Here is a 20,362-nt window from a genome sequence, read left to right as displayed (position 1 = left end):
TTTTAATCACACCGTTTTGGCCAAATGTTTTTTGGCCAACGCCACATACCAATCTAAGCAAGCTGGATTGGCCATCGCATCTTTGTTAACCACCTTTTCTAAGGGCTGGCCCAACATGAGTTTTTTAATGGGCAGCTCTTGTTTTTTGCCAGACAAGGTGCGCGGTATTTCAGATACTTGAAAAATTTCGTTCGGAATGAAGCGCGGGCTCAGGGCTGTTTTGATAGCGTTGTTCAAGGTGCTTTTCATCGCATCGTCTAGGGTCAGCCCAGCTCTTAAGACCACAAACAAAGGCATGTAGCTTTCACGGCCCAAGTATTCCAAATCAACCACCATGCTGTCGATCACTTCGGGCAATGCTTCTACAGCGCTGTAAAGCTCACTGGTGCCCATGCGCAAACCATGGCGGTTGATGGTGGCATCGCTGCGGCCAAAAATGACACAGCCTTCACCGCCGTTTTGACCTTGGTCTGCAGCACCAATGCGCAACCAATCGCCATGCCGCCACACGCCACCATAAGAAGCATCGGCATCGCCGCCGCCAGGTTGGCGTCCATGGCCTGCTGGGTACATTTCGAAATAGCTCGCCAAATACCGCGTGTTGTTTTGGTCATTCCAAAAATACAATGGCATCGAGGGAATGGGCTGTGCACACACCAACTCACCCACCTCGCCGTGCACGGGTTCTCCCGCTTCATTCCATGCTTCCACCGCACAACCCAGGAGGCGGCATTGCATCATACCGGCTTCTTGTGGCAACTCACGGTTGCCACCAATGAACGCGCCACAGAAATCGGTACCGCCTGAAATATTGCACCACCAAATATCGCCGTCTGTTTCGCGGTGAAGGTGCGGCACGTTTTGGTGTTGTGCTTTGATGCGTTGAAACTGGTCGTTGCCCCAATTTTGCGTGTCTGCAGAAAGGGGCGATCCCGTTGTGCCCAATGCGCGAACGCGCGACAAATCACCACACTTTGTGAGGTCCACACCTGACTTTTGACAATTGGCAAAAAAGGCAGCGCCTGCACCAAAAAATGTCACCTTGTTTTCAGCTGCAAAACGCCACAGTGTGCTCCAGTCGGGATTGTCTTTGCTACCGCCAGGATTGCCGTCATAGATGACGCAGGTGGTGCCATTCATCAAGCCGCCCACTTGCGCGTTCCACATGACCCAGCCTGTAGAGCTGTACCAATGAAAGCGCTCGCCCCAGCTGTTGATGTGATAGCTACAGCCGATGTCGTTGTGCAAAATTTTGAGCGCCAAAGCCACAATCAAAGTGCCGCCATGACCATGCACAATGGGCTTGGGCAAACCTGTGGTGCCACTTGAATAAACGATCCACAAAGGATGATCGAAGGGCAATGCCATCGGTTGGAATGCATCAACTTCTGGTCCGTGTTTTGAGGTGGTTTGAGACAGTCGAATGGCTGACGCCACTTCATTGCTGGCCAAATCTGCAACTCCCAAGTTGTCATGCAAGATCACATGCTGAACCGTTGGCAGCGCGTCCTTGAGCTCTTGCACCACCGACATGCGGTCGTAATCCTTGGCACCATAAGTCACGCCATCACAGGCAATCAGCACCTTCGGTTCAATCTGTTTAAAACGATCGAGCACAGCCAAGGTGCCCATGTCGGGCGCGCAAATACTCCACACGCCGCCCACACTCACGGTGGCCAAAAGGGCCACCATGGCTTCCGGAATATTGGGCAAGTAAGCGGCCACCCGATCACCCGGTTGGACGCCCTGTGCTTTGAGGTGCAAAGCCATGGAGGCTACTTGGCGTTGCAGCTCGGGCCATGAAATTTCTTGGTGCTGACCTTTTTCGTTTTGGGCAATGACAGCGGGAAAGCCTGCGGCATGCGCTGGCTGCACATGCCTTAACACTTGACTGGCATAGTTAACTTGTGCGCCCGGAAACCAAATGGCACCTGGCATTGCATTCTTGGCCAACACCGCCGTGTGCGGTGTGGGTGATTGAACATCAAAGTAATCCCAAATGCTTTGCCAAAATGCATCGAGTTCAGTGATGGACCACTGCCACAGATCTTTGTAATGATCAAAGACAATGCCGCGGTTTTCTCTCAACCAGTTTTGGTAAAGGCGAATTTGCGGAATGTAGGGGTGCGGTGCCTGCGGCGCTTGCTTGGGCAAGTCTGACACCGACGAAAGATAGGGCGATAAAAATGGCTTGGGGGTGCTGGCGTTCATGGCCATAGCCTAGCTTGCGCGCAGCTTGCTGTCACCCTGAAAACCCCCAATGCTTGCGCTTAGGCGACAGCTTCTTCGGCCTTGGAGCCCTCGCAGCTTGGGTTCTGTGCGCATTTACTTTTTCATGCGCTCGCTTTTCCAATAGACATCGGTTCCACCGTCCATTCTGTTTAAAACCCGTGAAAGCACGAACATCAAATCGGAAATTCGGTTCAAGTATTGGCGCGGCGCCTCGTTCAGCGCCTCCTCGTTGCCCAGCGCCACAGTGGCCCGCTCCGCACGCCGAGCCACCGTGCGGCAGATGTGCGCCTGCGAAGCGGCTCGGTTGCCGGCCGGCAAAATGAACTCTTCTAGTTTGGGCAATTGCGAGTTGTATTTCTCTAGCGCTTCATCCAAAACCAACACGGCCTCGGTTTTTAACAACTCGAAACCGGGAATGGACAACTCGCCACCCAAATTGAAAAGTTGGTGCTGCACTTCAATCAACAAGTGGCGCACATCCTCTGGCATGTTTTCACAAAGCAACAAACCGATGTGCGAGTTCAGCTCGTCCACATCGCCCATGGCATGTACGCGCAAGCTGTTTTTGGACACCCGTTGGTTGTTGCCCAAGCCCGTCGTGCCTTCGTCCCCGGTTCGGGTGGCAATTTGTGTCAGTCGGTTACCCATGGTGTTTCCCCTGTGTAAAACAGTATGCAATCATTCAAGTCTCAGCGTAAACTCTGATTTTGACCGAGTTTGGCCACATTTCCCTGACCATGGTCATTGAGCAATGTCATGCCACCTGTTTCAACCGTCCTTCAATTTGGAGCTTCATCATGAACGCACCGACTCACGCCGCCCATTTGGCGCCCGTCGTCAACGCTCGTCCTGTCCCCCAGGTTTTCATTGACGCGTTGAAAGCACGCTTTGGCAACAACTGCTCAACCGCCTTGGTCATTCGGGAGCAACATGGCCGCGATGAATCTGCCTTTGCGCCAGTCCCTCCCCCCTCGGCGGTGATCTTTGCCGAATGCACACAAGATGTGGCCGATGCCGTTAAGTTGGCCAGCGAATACAAGGTTCCCGTCATTCCCTTTGGTGTGGGCTCATCTTTAGAAGGCCATTTGCTTGCCGTTCAAGGCGGTATCAGCATTGACCTCACGCGCATGAACAAAGTTTTGTCCATCAACGCTGAAGATCTCACTGTCACGGTGCAACCCGGGGTCACACGCAAACAGTTGAACGAAGAAATCAAGTCAACGGGGCTGTTTTTCCCCATCGATCCAGGCGCAGATGCCACCCTTGGCGGCATGAGCGCCACCCGCGCCAGCGGCACCAATGCCGTGCGCTATGGCACCATGCGCGAAAACGTGTTGGCACTTGAAGTGGTCACCGCTTCTGGCGAAATCATTCGCACCGGCACGCGCGCCAAAAAATCGAGCGCGGGTTATGACCTCACGCGTTTGTTTGTGGGCAGCGAGGGCACCTTGGGCGTGATGACCGAAGTGACGGTTCGCCTATTCCCCTTGCCCGAGGCCATTTCGGCAGCCATATGCTCTTTTCCCAGTATTGAGAAAGCCGTCCAAACCGTGATTCAAGTGATCCAACTTGGTGTTCCCATTGCGCGAGTGGAGTTGATCGATCACAACACGGTGCGTATGGTCAACGCGTATGCCAAGTTGGGTTTGCGTGAAGAGCCCATGCTATTAATGGAGTTTCACGGCTCACCTGCAGGCGTGAAAGAGCAAGCCGAAACAGTTCAAGAAATTGCCAGCGACCATGGTGGCAACGCCTTTGAATGGGCCACCACCCCCGAAGAACGCACACGCCTTTGGACGGCCAGACACAATGCATATTTTGCGGCGCTGCAAAGCCGGCCTGGTTGCCGCGCCATCAGCACCGACACCTGTGTGCCGATTAGCAAATTGGCCGACTGCCTGCTTGACTCTGTGACCGAAACCGAAGCCAGTGGCTTGCCCTACTTTTTGGTGGGCCACGTGGGCGATGGCAACTTCCACTTTGGCTATTTGATCGACCCCGAAATTCCAAGTGAGCGCGAAATTGCCGAAGACTTGAATCACAAACTCGTCAGCCGGGCCTTGCGCCTTGGCGGCACTTGCACAGGCGAGCACGGCATTGGACTGCACAAAATGGATTTTCTGGTGACCGAGGCAGGGGTGGGCGCCGTCAACATGATGCGCACTTTGAAGCAAGCGCTAGACCCTCACAACATCATGAATCCTGGAAAAATCTTCCATTGAAAAAAGGGCCTTATCAATCGATAAGGCCCTTTTTAATAGCGTCAAAGTGTTTAAGCCTTGGCATTGGCCTTGACCTTGACCTTCATGCGCGAAGTTTTTCAATCAGCCCATTGAGTTCGTCCAAAGAACCAAACTGAATCGACAACTCACCCATTTCCTCAAAGCGTCCGTGTCGCTTCACGCGTTTTTTAACGCGCACCTCCACTTGTGCCATCAACAAATCTGACAACTCTTCTTCCACGCGTTTGATGTCTCGCGACTTTTCTTTTTTCGGTTTTTGCTGAACCAAAGAAAACTCTGCGCTGAGTTTTTTCACCAAGCTTTCTGCTTCGCGCACCGACATTTTTTTAGCGCTAATTTGGTTGGCGGCCGTAATTTGAGCCGCCTTGTCTAAACCCAGCAAGGCGCGGGCGTGGCCCATGTCAATGTCGCCTGCCATCAACATGGTTTGCACGGGTTCGGCCAAATTTAACAAACGCAGCAAATTGCTGGCAGCACTTCTAGAGCGTCCAACCGCTTGCGCGGCTGTTTCGTGAGTGAGTCCAAACTCTTTAATTAGGCGTTGCAGGCCAAGAGCCTCTTCTAAAGGGTTGAGGTCTTCGCGTTGAATGTTCTCAATCAAGGCCATGGCCGCCGCGGCTTCATTGGCCACATCTCGAACCAACACGGGCACCTCGTTCAAGCCCGCCAAGCGAGATGCGCGGAAACGGCGCTCACCCGCAATGATTTCGTATTTGCCAGCATTGGGGCCATCGCTTAGCTTGCGAACCAAGATAGGCTGCATGATGCCTTGCGCTTTGATGGACTCGGCCAATTCGTAAAGTGCACCCTCGTCCATGCGGGTTCGCGGTTGGTACATGCCGGGCACCAACTCGCTAAGCGCCAAGGTACTGGGGCTTCGATTGGCGGCGGCTTCAACCGCTTGCGGTGAGCTGGCTTCGTTTTGCACTTTGGGGCCAAGTAAGGCCTCAAGTCCGCGGCCTAAGCCTTTCGGTTTTTTAGTGACCATGTTCTTTTTCTTTCATCAATTCACTCAACAAAGCGTGGCCCTCTGGCCAATCGCCCAAATTGGATTCGGCATTCAGATGCCCACACTCACCCAGACTCAAATATTGCGCACCCCATAACATTGCAAAATGTGCTGCGCGTTCTGCACGGCAATCAAGGTCGTTTTGGCTGCCAATCAAAATGGACTTGAATGGCAAGGCCTTCAGCTCAATGGGTCGCCAACTCGAAAGCACATCTTGAAAGTGCGAGGCTTCAACATCGCTTGGAGCCACCAACAAGGCACCATGCACCTTGTGACTGTGAGCAGAGATTTGAGCCCAGGCTGCAATTTGAATGCAGCCCAAACCATGTGCTACCAAATAAACCGACTCACTCACATCAGACATCACCTCTTCCAATCGAGCTAGCCAATCACCTCGAAGGGGGCGCATCCACTCATGCTGATCTACGACTTGGTAAGCATATTGATTGACCCAGCGCATTTGCCAATGTGAGTGCCCGCTTCCTCGCCAACCAGGCAATATAAGTACTTTTTGGTTTGCCATGATGACTCAGCAACGATCTCAGAGTGTTGGGATGCGTTGTACCAACTCTTTGGCAAACTCCACAAATGCCTGACTGCCCTTGGCTGAAGGATCAAACACCACGCCTGGCAAACCATAGCTTGGGGCTTCGGCCAAACGCACATTTCGGGGAATTACGGTGTTGAATACCTTGTCGCCAAAGTGTGATTTCAACTGCTCACTCACTTGCTGTTGCAAGGTAATTCGCGGATCAAACATCACTCGAAGCAAACCAATGATCTTCAAATCGGGGTTCAAGTTGGCATGAACTTGCTTGATGGTATTGACCAAATCTGTCAGACCTTCAAGGGCAAAATATTCGCACTGCATTGGCACGATCACACCATGCGCCGCACACAAACCATTCAAGGTGAGCATGGACAAAGACGGCGGGCAATCAATCAAGACAAAATCAAAATCTTTGTCGACTACTTCCAATGCCGCCTTCAAGCGTTGATCGCGTCTTTCAAGATCAACCAATTCAACCTCGGCGCCCGCCAACTCGCGGTTGGCGCCCAAGACGTGATAGCCACACTTCTCTGAAAAAATAGACGCCTCTTGAATGCTGGCTGACTCAAGCAAAACGTCATAAACGCTGAGTTCTAACTGGCGCTTGTCCACACCCGAGCCCATGGTGGCGTTGCCCTGAGGGTCGAGGTCAACCAGCAAGACACGCTGTCCCACCTTGGCCAAACCAGCAGCCAAGTTCACCGCAGACGTGGTTTTACCAACACCGCCTTTTTGATTTGCAACACAGAAAATTTTTGCCATTTTTAAACTTCTTTTTCAGTGAGTGCGTTCATTTACCGAGGGCCAATTTGATACCAAAACCAATCAAAAACAATCCGGCAACTTTTTGAAGGAATCCAGAAAATTTGGGATTGGCTCGAAGGCGCTCCGCCATGTGGTGGGTAATGAGCACCATTCCAAAACAATACACAAATCCCAAAACAGCAATGGTCAAAGCCATGAATACAAAGGTAATCATTCCCTGGTGGCGCTCTAGGTCTATGAATTGTGGGAAAAAGGCAAAATAGAACATGACGGCCTTGGGATTGAGCAAGGTAATCAGCATCGTTTCCTTAAAGTACTTGCCCGGCGTGATTTGGATGGAAGGCCCTTCACCAGGTTTTGCAAAAAGCATTTTAGAGCCAAGCCAGGCAAGGTAAGCAGCACCGACCCACTGCAAAGCCATGAAAAAATGGGGATAGGTTTGTAGAAGTGCCGCCACCCCTGCAACAGTCATCCACAACAAAATTTGATCGCCCAAGAGCAAGCCCATGACTGAGGCAAAGCCACCCTTGATGCCGCCTTGAGAGGTAGAGGTAATGAGGGCCAAGTTTCCAGGGCCTGGCAAGAACAAAAGCAACACAAAGGCGGCAACAAAAGCACCGTAATCAGAAATTCCAAACATCAAAGGCTTTCTTATCAAGCCCAAGTGTAATGGGCGAAACTCAAGTCGAGCTTGCCGCAGCTGACAAACTTGCTGATTTTTTCATCCAAACCACGCAACGATCGGCCTCCAAGCCGGGAACTTTCAGCTGTTCCACGTGAAACACTTTTGCCGAGGAAGGCAAAGCCGCCATTTCATCTTCGGGGGTTTTGCCCTTCATGGCCATCCAAACCCCATCATGGGCCAAAGCACCCAAAGACCAACTCACAAAGTCTGGCAACGAGGCAAAGGCCCGAGAGCAAATAAGATCAAAGGGCCCAGACAAACCTTCTACGCGAGCGTGAACACCCTGCAAATTAGGCAGCCTTAGACTGGCAGCCGCCTGCTGAATGAATGCGGCCTTCTTTGAAACGGTGTCGACGCATGTGACGCGAACAAAGGGGCAACAGATAGCAATCACAACCCCTGGCAAACCACCCCCCGAGCCGACATCCAACAAACTCACAGTTGGCTGTTCGGATAACTTGTTTTGCTCAATGTGCCGAAGCAAGGGCGTAATGACAGACAAACTGTCTAGCACATGGTGAGTCAGTATTTCTTGGAGGCCTCTTAGCGCAGTGAGGTTATAGACCTTGTTCCATTTTTGAATCAGATCCATGTAGCTCAACAGCTGATGCTGCTGCGCCTCGGTTACCCGCAAACCCAAGGCATCTATACCGCGCGCAAGGTCCAAGGGAATATTAAGCAGGTGCGATGGTCCGACAGTCATGACTTCAGACTCACGGCGCCCTCTGAGTTTGCGCCCTCAAACTCCAGCGACTCAGGCTTAACCGCCATGAACTCCTTGAACCCACCTCTTTTGAGATAAATCAACAACAAAGAAATGGTTGCGGGGGTAATGCCCGAGATTCTCGATGCCATGCCCAAGGTTTCGGGTCTGTGCTTGGCCAGTTTTTGCCTTGCCTCTATCGACAAAGAGGTCACCTGAAGATAGTCTAATTTCGCGGGCAACTTAAGATTTTCAAAGTGCGCCGCGCGCTCAACCTCTATCTTTTGCCGATCTATGTAGCCCGAGTACTTGGCCGCTATCTCAACCTGCTCAATCACTGCAGCCGAAAGATCGCCAAGTGTTTCACGTGAAACAGCCTCTGCCACAAAACGATCGGCGTCCAAAGTCATCAGGCTTTCGTAAGCAACACCAGGCCGCCTCAACAAATCGAACAGGTTGTGCTCGTGCTCAATGGACTTGCCAAGAACTCGCTCCGATTCTGCCGCCGGCAAGTTTCTCGGGTTCACCCAAGTTGACTTCAGCCGCTCTGTTTCACGTGAAACAGCCTCGCGTTTTGTGCAAAAAGACGTCCAGCGCGCTTCGTCCACCAAGCCCAACTTTCGACCCACTTCTGTCAAGCGCATGTCTGCGTTGTCTTCCCGAAGTTGCAAGCGAAACTCTGCCCTGCTGGTAAACATTCGGTAGGGTTCAGTAACACCCTTGGTAATCAGGTCATCTACCAGCACGCCCAAGTAAGCCTGATCACGGCTTGGCAACCATGCCCCGCCCATATCATTGCCCAAGCCAGACATAGCTCGGCACTGAAGTGCGGCATTGATGCCAGCAAACAAGCCTTGCGCTGCAGCCTCTTCATAACCTGTGGTGCCGTTAATTTGCCCAGCAAAAAACAATCCGCCAATTTGGCGTGTTTCAAAACTGCTCTTCAGGGAGCGCGGATCGAAGTAGTCATACTCAATGGCATAACCAGGCCGAAGGATGTGGGCATTTTCCAGCCCCTTCATAGACCTCACCAATGCGTACTGAATGTCAAATGGCAAACTGGTGGAAATGCCATTGGGATAAAACTCGTGGGTGGTCAAGCCCTCGGGCTCCAAGAAAATTTGATGGCTGTCTTTGTCAGCAAATCGATTGATCTTGTCCTCCACGCTAGGGCAATAGCGAGGTCCAACACCTTCAATTTTCCCCATGAACATGGGGCTTCGGTCAAAGCCGGAGCGAATGATCTCGTGGGTTCTCTCGTTGGTATGCGTGATCCAACAAGGCATCTGCGCTGGGTGCATGTCTGCGCGGCCCATGAAGCTGAAAACTGGCACACCCGCATCAGCATTCAAGCCACCTGGCATACCGTCGCCCGGCTGTTCTTGGCATTTCGAAAAGTCAATGGTACGGCCGTCTAACCGCGGGGGCGTACCCGTTTTTAAGCGGCCCTGGGGCAACTTCAGCTCTTTCAGGCGGGCAGACAAACTGACCGCCGGAGGGTCACCTGCCCTGCCGGCTGAGTAGTTTTCTAAGCCTACGTGAATTTTGCCATCCAAAAAAGTACCGGCCGTTAGAACCACCGTTTTGGCACGAAAGCGAACACCCACTTGCGTGACAGCCCCCACCACACGGTCTTCTGTGCCATTGGACTCCACCATGAGGTCGTCCACCGCTTGCTGGAAAAGCCACAAGTTTTCTTGGTTTTCAAGGCGGCTGCGAATGGCGGCCTTGTACAAAATACGATCGGCTTGAGCGCGCGTTGCGCGAACTGCAGGCCCTTTGGAGCTGTTCAAAATTCGAAACTGAATGCCGCCCTCATCTGTTGCAATGCCCATGGCACCACCCAAGGCATCCACCTCTTTCACAAGGTGGCCTTTGCCAATACCGCCAATAGAGGGGTTGCAGCTCATCTGGCCCAAGGTTTCAATGTTGTGAGACAGCAAAAGTGTCTGACAACCCATGCGCGCAGCCGCCAATGCGGCTTCGGTGCCGGCGTGGCCGCCGCCAACGACGATCACATCAAATTCTTGTGGGTAAAGCATCAAATCACCAGTGCATCAACTGAAGGCCGGCGCTGCTCGCGCCGTAAGGGCCAATGGCCAAAGGGCTCGATTTTATCTGCATCGCGTGTTCCATGCGCGACCCGTATCAGAGCACCCTCGCGCTAAGCTCGGCCTAGAACTCAAGGAGGCACCATGAAACAAAGCACCAAACCCACGAATCAAATGGACCATCAAATGCACCCAGATGAATGGGCCTTGCGCGTAGACCTGGCCGCCTGTTATCGCTTGGTGGCCTTGTATGGCTGGAGCGACTTGGTTTTCACGCACATCAGCGCCAAATTGCCCACCAGCGTGAGTGAGGAAGAACACCAGTTTTTAATCAACCCCTACGGCTTGATGTTTGATGAGATCACCGCATCAAGTCTTGTCAAAGTAGACATGCAATGCAACAAGCTTGACGCAGACAACCCACACCCGGTAAACCCTGCTGGTTTTGTCATTCACAGCGCAGTGCATGAAGCACGCCATGAGGCCGGCTGCGTGCTTCACACGCATACGCGCGCAGGCGTGGCTGTGAGCGCACAAAAGGAAGGCGTGCTGCCCATCAGCCAGCAAAGCACGTTTGTTTTGGCGTCACTGGCCTATCACGACTACGAGGGCGTTGCCATTCGAGATGAAGAAAAGTTGCGCCTGCAAAAAGACTTGGCAGACGCCAACTATTTGATGCTGCGCAACCACGGCTTGCTCACAGTGGGCAAGACGATTGCCGACGCATTTTTACAAATGTACACGTTTGAAAATTCATGTCGCATTCAAGTTGACGCCTTGTCAGGTCAGAACAAAGCGGCAGACTTGATTGCCATCGACCCGCAGGTTTTAACGGGCGTAGCACATGCCATGAAGGTTCAGACGGGCGGCTTGGGCGGCAACTTTGTTTGGCCATCGTTAATTCGCAAGCTCGATCGTGAAAATCCAGGGTACGACGTCTGAACACCAATCAACTTTGATGAATCGGTTTTTGTTGCCAAGCCAACAAAGCGCCCAACAACAGCGCAGCCGCTGAAAAAACCAGTCCTCGTTGAAGTCCACCAGGGCCATCAGCAATCCATCCGACCACCGTAGGCCCCACGATTTGTCCTGCGGCAAAAACCACCGTGAACACACTGATGCCTGCCGCCCACTGTGAAGGCGCAAGGTTGTGTTTGACCATGGCCGTGGTAGAGGCAACCACCGACAAAAAGACGCCACCAAACAAAATACCCGACACCATCATGAGAGGCCACGCCGATGTGAGCGCTGGGATAACGGTTGCAACACTGAGCAGGGCGCTCAAAATAGACAAGGCCTGCCCGCCTTGGTAGCGATTCAACAAGTTGGCCCAAACCCGAGACGACGCCAACACGGCCAAACCCAGCATGGCGTAAAAAAATGTGATCTGAGAGGCGTTGGCACCCTGCTCTCGCAAGACCGCCACCACAAAGGTCATGTAACCGATGTAGCCCACGCCAAAAAGCCCATAGGCTGTCAAACCAAATGTCCACTCTGGCCAATGCATTTTGCGCACGCGCTTTTCAGCTTGTGAGTCAATGCTCGTTGACGCATTCACTTCAGGCATAAATTGAAGCATCGAGCGGCGGATAAAAAACAACAACACGGTCATGGCAAAGCAAGCAAGGCCCAAGGCCCACCAAGCCCACGCCCATTCATGAAGCTGCCCGTTTTGAGTGGCCAAATCCATGGCAATAGGCACCAACACCGCAGACAAAGAAATGCCCAGGCCCGTTCCGCCGTAATAAATACCCAACAACAAACCAGACTGTGCGGGCAAGTGCGTACCCAGCCTGGCCGCCAACAATCCGCCAGAAACAAAGACCGCCGCACTGGCCATACCTGCCAACAAACGCTGAATCAAAAGAATGCTGGTGTCTGAAAAAAACCCCGTAGCAACCATGAGCAACGAAGCCATCAAAGCGCCGCCTATCAAAACACGCACAGCACCCCACTGACTCAAAATGCGCGGCGTTAACAGCGCCCCGATCAAATAGCCAAGCGCATTGAAAGTGTTCATGCTGCCTGACAAGGTGTAGGTCCAAGATAAATCTTCACGCATGGGCGGCAAAAGCAGCGCGTAGGCAAAACGCGTGATGCCCAATGAAACAGCCGCCGCCATAGAGATACAAATTGCCAACCAGAGCGCCGAGAAAAACCGTATGCTTTGCGTCATGAAAAATTTATTTGAACCCTGTCAAGCCGGCCAATTGCAACTTGCCACCCGCATTGTGATGGCTCCTCTCACGCGCAATCGGGCGCCTCATGCGTTGGCGAATGCTCTAATGGCTGAATACTATGCGCAACGCGCCAACCCCGCAACGGGTGCTGGCCTCATCATCACAGAGGCAACGGCCATCAGCCATCAAGGCCAAGGGTATTCAGATGTTCCCGGCATTTGGTCTGCCGAGCAAGTCAAAGCTTGGCAACCCGTCACCGCCGCAGTGCATGCTCAAGGTGGAAAAATTGTGATGCAGCTTTGGCATGTGGGCCGCATTTCTCACACCAGCCTGCAGCCCAACAATCAAGCACCTGTTGCGCCCTCTGCCATTGTGGCCAAATCAAAAACCGTCCTCATTGAAAATGGTGTGCCTCGCTTTGAGCCAACATCCATGCCGCGAGCGCTTGAATTGACAGAAATACCTGGCATCGTTGCAGACTATCGGCAAGCAGCCAAAAACGCCATCCTGGCGGGTTTCGATGGCATTGAGGTCCATGCCGCCAATGGTTATTTGATCGATCAATTTTTAAGAGCCGACAGCAATCACCGACAAGATGCTTATGGCGGTAGCATTGAAAATCGGACTCGGTTTTTGAAGGAAGTCATGACTGCTGTTACACAAGAAATTGGTGGTGGTCGATGTGGTATCCGAATCTCCCCTGTCACGCCGGCCAACGATGCCAGCGATGCCTCGCCGCAGAAACTGTTTGAGCATGTTGCAGCTTTTCTGGGTCCTTTGAATTTGGCCTATGTTCACACCATCGAAGGCTCTACAGGTGCTGCACGCGATTATCAGCAAGGCGAAACGAACTTCGATTACGCTGCCTTGAAAACAGCTTACCAACAAGCGGGAGGCCAAGGCGCATGGATGCTCAACAATGGTTATGACAGCGAGCTCGCCAAGAGCGCATTGAACCAGGGTGCCGATTTGATTGCTTTTGGAAAAGCCTTCATCGCCAACCCAGATTTGGCAAGCAGACTTCGACAAAACGGCCCCTACAACACGCCCGAAAGAGCTACTTTCTATGGCGGTGGTGAAAAAGGCTATACCGACTATCCAAGCTTATCAATTTCTTGACATGGAAATCATTCAAACCCCATTGATGGGTCGCAGTGTTGAGCAGCAAGTCGTTGGTCAGGCAACCCGCGATGGCGATGGCGTGAAGCTCACTCGTGTGCTCACACAAACTCATCAGCGCCGGCTCGATCCGTTCTTGATGCTCGATCACTTTGGCAGTGACAACCCGAACGACTATGGCGGTGGCTTCCCAGATCATCCACACCGTGGTTTTGAAACAGTAACTTACATGATTTCCGGCCGCATGCGACACAAAGACAGCGCAGGAAATGAAGGCCTTTTACAAAATGGTGGTATTCAATGGATGACTGCTGGCAGCGGTGTTGTGCACAGTGAAATGCCTGAACAAGAAGAGGGGCTTATGGAAGGCTTTCAGCTTTGGCTAAATTTGCCATCTCACCAAAAAATGTGCAAGCCTGCTTATCTCGATATTCAAAGTGATCGCATTCCAGAAACATGGTCCCATGAGTCGGTCAAAGTGCGTGTCATTGCGGGTGAGTCAAATAGCACACTTGGGGCTGTTCATCGGTCACCTTCTCTTTTTCCAACACAAACTCTTTTTTTAGACATTCACTTCCAAAAACAAAGTAGCTTTGAGCAAGCTTTGAATCCAAAACACAATGCTTTCCTATTTGTGTATCGCGGTTCAGTTTCTGTTGTCAGTGAAAAAGAAACAACTGCTATTGAGTTAAACCGAATGGCCATTCTTCGCAATGAAGGCAATGGTGTGCTAATTCAAGGATCGCCTGGTGCCAGAGTATTGTTAATTTCGGGCCAAGCTTTAAACGAACCCATCGCTCAATACGGCCCCTTTGTCATGAACACCAGAGAAGAATTGATGCAAGCTGTTGATGACTTTAGGGCAGGCCTTTTTAAATCGTAATTTAATTTGGCTTTTAAAAAGCCTTTTTTTATTTCTTTGTCAATGAACAAAGATGTGGATAGTTTTGGGATAACAGGGAGGTTATCCACAGAATTTTTAATTTGAAGAAGTTGTTCATATTTTGAAGACAGCACCCATGCAGGCTGGTGCACATGCTTCAAAATGATTCAATACATTGATCTATAAAGAAAAAAGAGACTTGTCCACAGAACAAGCCTCTCCTTATCTACTACTACTATGTATTAATCTATATAAAAGAAGAATACAAAGACAAACTCAGAATTCAAATTAATTTGTTTTTCTGAAGTCATCCATGCAGCTTTGCCACTGAACCATCACTGCAGCCAAGTTTCTTTCTTTGACATGGCCAAAGCCTTTGATTTGGTCTGGCAAATTTGCCATCTTGACGGCCAGTGCATGATTTTTTGAATTCAAAGAAACCAACAACTCATCGATGGCGTCCTTGTACTCTTGAATCAATGCACGTTCTGTCTGGCGTTCTTCGGTTCGACCAAAGATATCCAAAGAAGTGCCACGCAAAAATTTCAAAGGCGCAAGCAGCTTGAAAGCCAAGAGCATGTGAGGGCTCATTTTTTGTTTGAGAAGCTGGCCCTTCTCATTGCGTTTGGCTAGTAGGGGTGGGGCTAAGTGGTAGAAAACCTTGAAATCACCCTCAAACTGCGATTTGACGCGTTCTAGGAACTGTTTGTCGATGTGCAAGCGTGCCACTTCGTACTCGTCTTTGTAAGCCATCAGTTTGAACAATTGACGCGCCACAGTTTCTGAAAGCAAAGAAAGGCCAACGGAGCTTTCTTTGGCTTTGACTTTCAGCACAAAATTTTCATACTGTTTGGCATAACTTGCATTCTGATAAGCCGTTAAAAATTCCACGCGAGAAGCAACAAGTTCTTCTAACTTTTCTCGCTTTTTCAATGAAATAACTTGAACAGGCGTGAACAATGCTTGGACAGCAGGCAAATGGTGTGCTGCATGGCGGCCCCATTCAAAGGCCGCTAAGTTTTGAGCAACCGCAACTTCATTGAGTTCAATGGCTCGCTTCAGTGCATCAAGGCTCAATGGCACCCAACCTTTTTGCCATGCATAACCCAAAATCATGGGGTTGATGTAAATGGTGTCGCCCATCAATTGGCTTGATAGCTGGTCTGCATCAAATGCAGCCAAACCACTGATGCCAACAGCCGCGGCAATTTCAGCAGCACAACTGTCAGCCGGGTTTTGCCATTGGGTATTTTTAACAAAAGCAGCTGTAGGCGTGCTGTGCGAGTTCAGTGCAACGCGAGTTCTACCCTCAATCATGCGCGATAAAGTTTCTTTGCCCGCACTCACAATAGGATCGCATCCCAAAATCAAATCGGCTGCGGCCATGCTGACGCGCGTGGTTTGAATTTGATCTTGGTTTTTAGCCAACAGCACATGACTCCATGTGGCACCGCCCTTTTGAGCCAAACCAGCGGAGTCTTGTGTCACGATGCCAAGGCCATCTAAGTGGGCAGCCATTCCCAACAGCTGACCAATGGTAATCACGCCAGTACCGCCAACACCTGCCACCACCACACCATAAGCTTGTGTGGCTGTTGCTAAGTTTGGCAACGTAGGCAAAGGTAAAGAAGGCAACGAATCTAAGCTGAATTTTTGCTGCTTGGATTTTTTCTTCAGTTGCCCACCTTCAATAGAAACAAAGCTGGGGCAAAACCCTTTGAGGCAGCTGGTGTCTTTGTTGCAAGAATTTTGGTTGATGGTGCGCTTGCGGCCAAACTCAGTTTCAAGTGGCTCAACAGACAAGCAGTTGGACTGCACACCACAATCGCCGCAACCCTCACAAACCAATTCATTGATCATGACGCGCACGGCAGGATCAACCATGGTGCCACGCTTGCGGCGACGGCGTTTTTCAGTGGCGCATGTTTGGTCATAAATGATGACCGTGCAACCTTTAACCTCGCGCAGCTCACGCTGAATGGCATCGAGCTCATCACGGTGATGCACCAACACACCTTCTGCAAGGGCAACACCACTGTATTTTTCGGGCTCGTCTGTAACCACTTTGATGATCACAGCGCCTTCAGCCCGCATGCTTTGCGCAATTTGCACAACCGTATGACCTTCGGCGCGCTCACCCACACGTTGACCACCGGTCATGGCAACGGCATCGTTGTACAAAATTTTGTAGGTGATGTTGACGCCAGCAGCGATGCTTTGGCGAATGGCCAGAATACCGCTGTGAAAATAAGTGCCATCGCCAATGTTGGCAAACACATGATTCTCATGGCTGAAATGCTGTTGCCCAATCCAGGGCGTGCCTTCGCCGCCCATTTGGGTAAAGCCCACGGTGCTGCGGTCCATCCAAACACTCATGAAATGGCAACCAATACCTGCCATGGCACGAGAGCCTTCCGGCACCTTGGTGCTGGTGTTGTGCGGGCAACCAGAACAGAACCATGGCATGCGATCTGCCGCAGGATTGAGTACCAAACTATTTTGCGCGCGCTCTTTGGCTTCGATGATGCTGAGTTGCGCATTCATGCGCGCCAATACATCGGATGGCAAATCGAGCTTCATCAAGCGCTTGGCCAAGGCCTTGGCAATGAGCGTAGGCGTAAGATCAGCATTGGCTCTGAGCAAACGGTGAGCCGTTGGATTGGGCACAGACCATTCGCCACCAGAATCGTTGCCTTCTAGCTCATCAAACTTGCCCACAATGCGAGGCCGCTGTGAGTCTGGCCAGTTGTACAACTCTTCTTTAAGTTGATACTCAATGATTTGGCGTTTTTCTTCCACCACCAAAATCTCTTTCAAGCCCTTTGCAAACTCGCGCGTGGTGTGAGCCTCTAATGGCCAAACCACTGACACCTTGTGCACCCGAATACCCAGACGCTGGCAAGTTTCAGTGTCTAAACCCAAATCAATCAAAGCTTGGCGTGTGTCGTTGTAAGCTTTGCCACTGGCCATGATGCCGTAGCGATCGTTGGGGCCCTCTATGGCGTTGTAATTCAAACGATTGGCGCGGATGTAGGCCAGTGCTGCATACCATTTGTAATCAAACAAACGTGCTTCTTGGTCAAGTGCCGGATCGGGCCACCTGATATGCAAACCGCCAGGCGGCATTTCAAATTCAGGCAAAACAATCTTCACGCGATCGGCGTTGATGTCTGCTGTGGCGCTGGACTCCACCACTTCTTGGATGGTTTTCATGCCAGACCAGACGCCTGCAAACCGGCTCATGGCAATGGCATGCACACCCAAATCCAAAACCTCTTGAACAGAAGAGGGAAAGAAAACAGGCAAGCCGCACGCTTTGAAAATGTGATCGCTTTGGTGCGCGGCCGTTGAGCTTTTGGCCACATGGTCGTCGCCGGCCACCGCCAAGACACCGCCCCACGGGGTGGTGCCGGCCATGTTGGCGTGTTTGAATACATCGGAGCAGCGATCTACGCCTGGACCTTTGCCATACCAAATGCCAAACACACCATCAAACTTTTGAGTTCCTGGGGGCGCAAAGCCCATCTGTTGAGTGCCCCAGAGCGCGGTTGCAGCCAGCTCTTCATTGACCCCAGGTTGAAACACAATGTTGTGTTTTTCTAAATAGGATTTGGCTTTCCAGAGCGCTTGGTCATAGCCACCCAAGGGCGATCCCCGATAACCGCTGATCAAGGCGCCTGTATTTTTACCCGCCATGGCATCACGCTCTTGGATCAGCATGGGCAAGCGAACAAGGGCCTGAACCCCACTCATGAATGCGCGCCCCGACTTCAAGCTGTATTTGTCATCTAGCGTGACGGTTGCCAGCGCGTGGCGCAAATGTTCAGGCAATGGAGCGTTCATGGTATTTCACTTTCTAAAGCATGAATCAACAGTGTAGAGGGACTGAGCTTATCTTGGAAGTAAAACCCATGCTCTCATGTCTTGTTTGAGACGCCCCGCCAACTCTCCAGCGGCATCCCCAGAGCCTGCGAAATAGTCGGCCCGAACAGCGCCCAAAATGGCACTTCCCGTGTCTTGCGCAAAAACCAAGCGATTGAGTGAGACTTGAGGGCCGCTGCTTGAAAGCCAGACCGCAGACCCGTATGGAATGCTTCCGGGGTCTACCGCAATTGACCGCTCAGCGGTGAGCGGAACGCCCATTGCCCCTTTGGGCCCCAAAAGAGCATCCGGCCCCGTAAGGGCCTCTTCTTTAAAGAACACAAATCGCGGATTGCGCCACATCAGCTCCTGGGTTCTTTTGGGGTTTTGTGCAAGCCACGATTTAATTCCAGGCCAAGTGGCGTCTTTGGTCAGGTTTTGATCAAGGAGCCACCGGCCAATGCTTTGATAGGGGTGGTCATTGGTGCCGGCAAAGGCCAATCGAATTTGCTTTCGGCTGCCATCGTTTTGCGTGACCCACAGCCGGCCAGAGCCTTGAATATGGAGGACCATGGCATCGACGGGGTCGGCAATGAAAGCGATCTCTTTCCCTTTCAGGGCCGCTTGAGCCGCGGGCAACTTAGAAATCTCTTCTCGGCTGTACCAAGGAGAACGCGATTTGAGGTTGGCAGGCAAACCGTACAAGGGGACGGAAAACCCAGGTTTTGCACTGCGAGAGGCCTCCAAAACAGGTTCGAAATAGGCGGTTAATAGTCCGTTTGCTGGAGATGTCGAGGCACTCAAACTCTCTACCCGATAGGGCTGGAAGTTTTGCATCAACCAGGCTCTTTGGGCTTCTGAGGTCTGCCCCTCCAATCGCCTGACGTTAGCGCAAAGCTGTTGGGAATGGGGCAAATTGGGCGTGTTGCGCGTGCAGTTTTGCCGCCAAGCCAGCCAAGCCTCATTGAAGTTGTCGGCATTCAGCCCGGGCAAGTCTGCCCAGTTTGCCAAAACCCATTTGCTTTTGGCTCTTGTCAATACGGGCGGCGTTGTTTCGCCAATCGTGGCTTGCGGGGGCGGGGCAGAAGGCGCGGGATTAGATGCAACAGGCGGCGTCAAAGGAGGTGGCGCACTCGGAATAGGTGTTGCCTTTTTTGGCGAAGAACAAGCGGTCAAGAGCCAACACACGCTCAAGCAGATGCTCCCTACAATGCACGATCGAAGGAGTTTTTGCATGGGCCTGATTCTGTTAGAAGCGCTGTTGGCGCTGGTGCTGCTGGTGTTGATCGTTTGGTGGACCATGTTTTCGGGTCGAGACAAGGGCGAGCTCAGGCCAGACGACAAAGAAGAGCGCACCAATAAATTACCTGACAAAGCGCCCGACAAAGAATGAAAAGAAAAGCTGCTGCTGGGCGCTTTCATTCAAACCTCGCGCAGCAAGTTGGCCAACTCAACGGCCGACTTCACTTCCATTTTTTCAAAAACGCGCGAACGGTGAACTTCCACGGTGCGCACACTGATGTCCAGTTGGTCAGCAATGAGCTTGTTGGGCATGCCCGCGACCACCAAGCGCATGACATCACGCTCGCGCTCAGTGAGTTCATCTAGTCGCGAGACCAATCCTGCACTTTGCTGATGAACCGTTAGCCGTTCTTGAGACAAGGCCAATGCTTGCTCCACGCGGTCAACCAGAGCATTGTCAGAAAAGGGCTTTTCGCAAAAGTCAAAGGCACCCCGCTTCACGCTGTCTACCGCTGTTGGCACATCGGCGTGCCCTGTTAAGAAAATCACGGGCCACGTGTGGGCAAGGCCATTATCGATCAGAGTTTCAAACAGAGCCAAGCCACTTTGACCAGGCATTCGAACATCTAACAAGATGCAACCGGCTTGTGTTGGGACTGGCGTTTGCTGGCCTGGAAACTTTTCTTTCAGCATTTTTTCAAATGCATCGGCACTGGAAAAAGACTCGCTCATCAAGCGCCTAGAGCGAAGCAACCAAGCCATTGCATCGCGAACACTGGCATCGTCATCGACAATGAAAACACAGGCGTTGAGGGCAGGTTGCATGATTTGATTTTAGC

Annotated in this window: 17 protein-coding genes; 5 read left to right on the top strand and 12 right to left on the bottom strand. The window is 51.8% G+C overall.

Features of this window, described 5'->3' with window-relative positions; all coding sequences use genetic code 11:
• Positions 1–6 precede the first annotated feature (6 nt).
• Together B9Z32_RS01265 and B9Z32_RS01260 are read right to left on the bottom strand one after the other, a co-directional pair.
• Entirely contained in the window at positions 7–2,211 is a 2,205-nt protein-coding gene (locus tag B9Z32_RS01265; RefSeq protein ID WP_108420912.1) for an acetoacetate--CoA ligase, read from the bottom strand.
• 114 nt (positions 2,212–2,325) lie between these two features.
• Positions 2,326–2,880, bottom strand: a complete 555-nt coding sequence (locus B9Z32_RS01260; protein WP_108419595.1) for a cob(I)yrinic acid a,c-diamide adenosyltransferase — start codon at positions 2,878–2,880, stop codon at positions 2,326–2,328.
• Positions 2,881–3,029: 149 nt separating this feature from the next.
• Between B9Z32_RS01260 and B9Z32_RS01255 the strand changes: the two genes are divergently transcribed.
• A complete protein-coding gene (locus tag B9Z32_RS01255) occupies positions 3,030–4,454 on the top strand; it encodes an FAD-binding oxidoreductase (protein ID WP_108420911.1) in 1,425 nt (474 codons plus the stop codon).
• An 82-nt stretch (positions 4,455–4,536) separates the two neighbouring features.
• On the opposite strand, the gene B9Z32_RS01250 is transcribed toward B9Z32_RS01255, so the two are convergent.
• Genes B9Z32_RS01250 through mnmG form a run of 6 tightly spaced genes read right to left on the bottom strand, consistent with a single transcriptional unit; the run spans position 4,537 to position 10,229 of the window.
• Positions 4,537–5,463, bottom strand: a complete 927-nt coding sequence (locus B9Z32_RS01250) for a ParB/RepB/Spo0J family partition protein (RefSeq protein WP_108419594.1) — start codon at positions 5,461–5,463, stop codon at positions 4,537–4,539.
• Positions 5,453–6,007, bottom strand: coding sequence for an alpha/beta hydrolase (locus tag B9Z32_RS01245; RefSeq protein WP_108419593.1), 555 nt, complete (start codon positions 6,005–6,007; stop codon positions 5,453–5,455). Before B9Z32_RS01245 ends, B9Z32_RS01250 begins: the two co-directional genes overlap by 11 nt.
• A gap of 18 nt (positions 6,008–6,025) precedes the next feature.
• Positions 6,026–6,796: a ParA family protein gene (locus tag B9Z32_RS01240; protein WP_108419592.1), complete on the bottom strand. Its 771-nt coding sequence runs from the start codon at positions 6,794–6,796 to the stop codon at positions 6,026–6,028.
• A gap of 28 nt (positions 6,797–6,824) precedes the next feature.
• A complete protein-coding gene (locus tag B9Z32_RS01235) occupies positions 6,825–7,439 on the bottom strand; it encodes a LysE family transporter (protein WP_108419591.1) in 615 nt (204 codons plus the stop codon).
• Positions 7,440–7,479: 40 nt separating this feature from the next.
• Complete coding sequence (gene rsmG / locus B9Z32_RS01230; protein WP_108419590.1) at positions 7,480–8,187, bottom strand: 16S rRNA (guanine(527)-N(7))-methyltransferase RsmG; 708 nt, start codon at positions 8,185–8,187, stop codon at positions 7,480–7,482.
• Positions 8,184–10,229, bottom strand: a complete 2,046-nt coding sequence (mnmG, locus tag B9Z32_RS01225; RefSeq protein ID WP_108419589.1) for a tRNA uridine-5-carboxymethylaminomethyl(34) synthesis enzyme MnmG — start codon at positions 10,227–10,229, stop codon at positions 8,184–8,186. The genes rsmG and mnmG overlap by 4 nt, the downstream gene beginning before the upstream one ends.
• 153 nt (positions 10,230–10,382) lie before the next feature.
• Here mnmG and B9Z32_RS01220 point away from each other — a divergent pair, with 153 nt between their 5' ends.
• Complete coding sequence (locus tag B9Z32_RS01220) at positions 10,383–11,180, top strand: class II aldolase/adducin family protein (protein ID WP_108419588.1); 798 nt, start codon at positions 10,383–10,385, stop codon at positions 11,178–11,180.
• 7 nt (positions 11,181–11,187) lie between these two features.
• Here the strand turns inward: B9Z32_RS01220 and B9Z32_RS01215 are convergent, their stop codons facing one another.
• Complete coding sequence (locus B9Z32_RS01215) at positions 11,188–12,414, bottom strand: YbfB/YjiJ family MFS transporter (protein WP_108419587.1); 1,227 nt, start codon at positions 12,412–12,414, stop codon at positions 11,188–11,190.
• Here B9Z32_RS01215 and B9Z32_RS01210 point away from each other — a divergent pair.
• A complete protein-coding gene (locus B9Z32_RS01210) occupies positions 12,413–13,537 on the top strand; it encodes an alkene reductase (protein ID WP_108419586.1) in 1,125 nt (374 codons plus the stop codon). The genes B9Z32_RS01215 and B9Z32_RS01210 overlap by 2 nt on opposite strands.
• A 1-nt stretch (position 13,538) precedes the next feature.
• A complete protein-coding gene (locus tag B9Z32_RS01205; protein ID WP_199219919.1) occupies positions 13,539–14,420 on the top strand; it encodes a pirin family protein in 882 nt (293 codons plus the stop codon).
• 288 nt (positions 14,421–14,708) lie between these two features.
• Here B9Z32_RS01205 and B9Z32_RS01200 read toward each other — a convergent pair whose 3' ends face one another.
• Positions 14,709–18,263, bottom strand: a complete 3,555-nt coding sequence (locus B9Z32_RS01200; RefSeq protein ID WP_108419584.1) for an indolepyruvate ferredoxin oxidoreductase family protein — start codon at positions 18,261–18,263, stop codon at positions 14,709–14,711.
• A 48-nt stretch (positions 18,264–18,311) separates the two neighbouring features.
• Positions 18,312–19,118 carry a murein transglycosylase A gene (locus tag B9Z32_RS14285; protein ID WP_369909256.1) on the bottom strand — a complete coding sequence of 269 codons (807 nt, stop codon included), beginning with the start codon at positions 19,116–19,118 and terminating at the stop codon, positions 18,312–18,314.
• A gap of 85 nt (positions 19,119–19,203) precedes the next feature.
• Between B9Z32_RS14285 and B9Z32_RS14280 the strand changes: the two genes are divergently transcribed.
• On the top strand, positions 19,204–19,674 hold the full coding sequence (locus B9Z32_RS14280) for a hypothetical protein (protein WP_369909254.1): 471 nt from the start codon (positions 19,204–19,206) through the stop codon (positions 19,672–19,674).
• A 29-nt stretch (positions 19,675–19,703) separates the two neighbouring features.
• Here the strand turns inward: B9Z32_RS14280 and B9Z32_RS01190 are convergent, their stop codons facing one another.
• Positions 19,704–20,348 (bottom strand): response regulator transcription factor, encoded by a 645-nt coding sequence (locus B9Z32_RS01190; RefSeq protein WP_108419582.1) that lies wholly within the window; start codon positions 20,346–20,348, stop codon positions 19,704–19,706.
• Positions 20,349–20,362: the final 14 nt, after the last annotated feature.

Source organism: Limnohabitans sp. MMS-10A-178, assembly GCF_003063375.1.
Lineage (GTDB): Bacteria > Pseudomonadota > Gammaproteobacteria > Burkholderiales > Burkholderiaceae_C > Limnohabitans_A.
The sequence above is the reverse complement of the archived record's forward strand: the minus strand, read 5'-3'. Positions and strand labels throughout refer to the sequence as shown.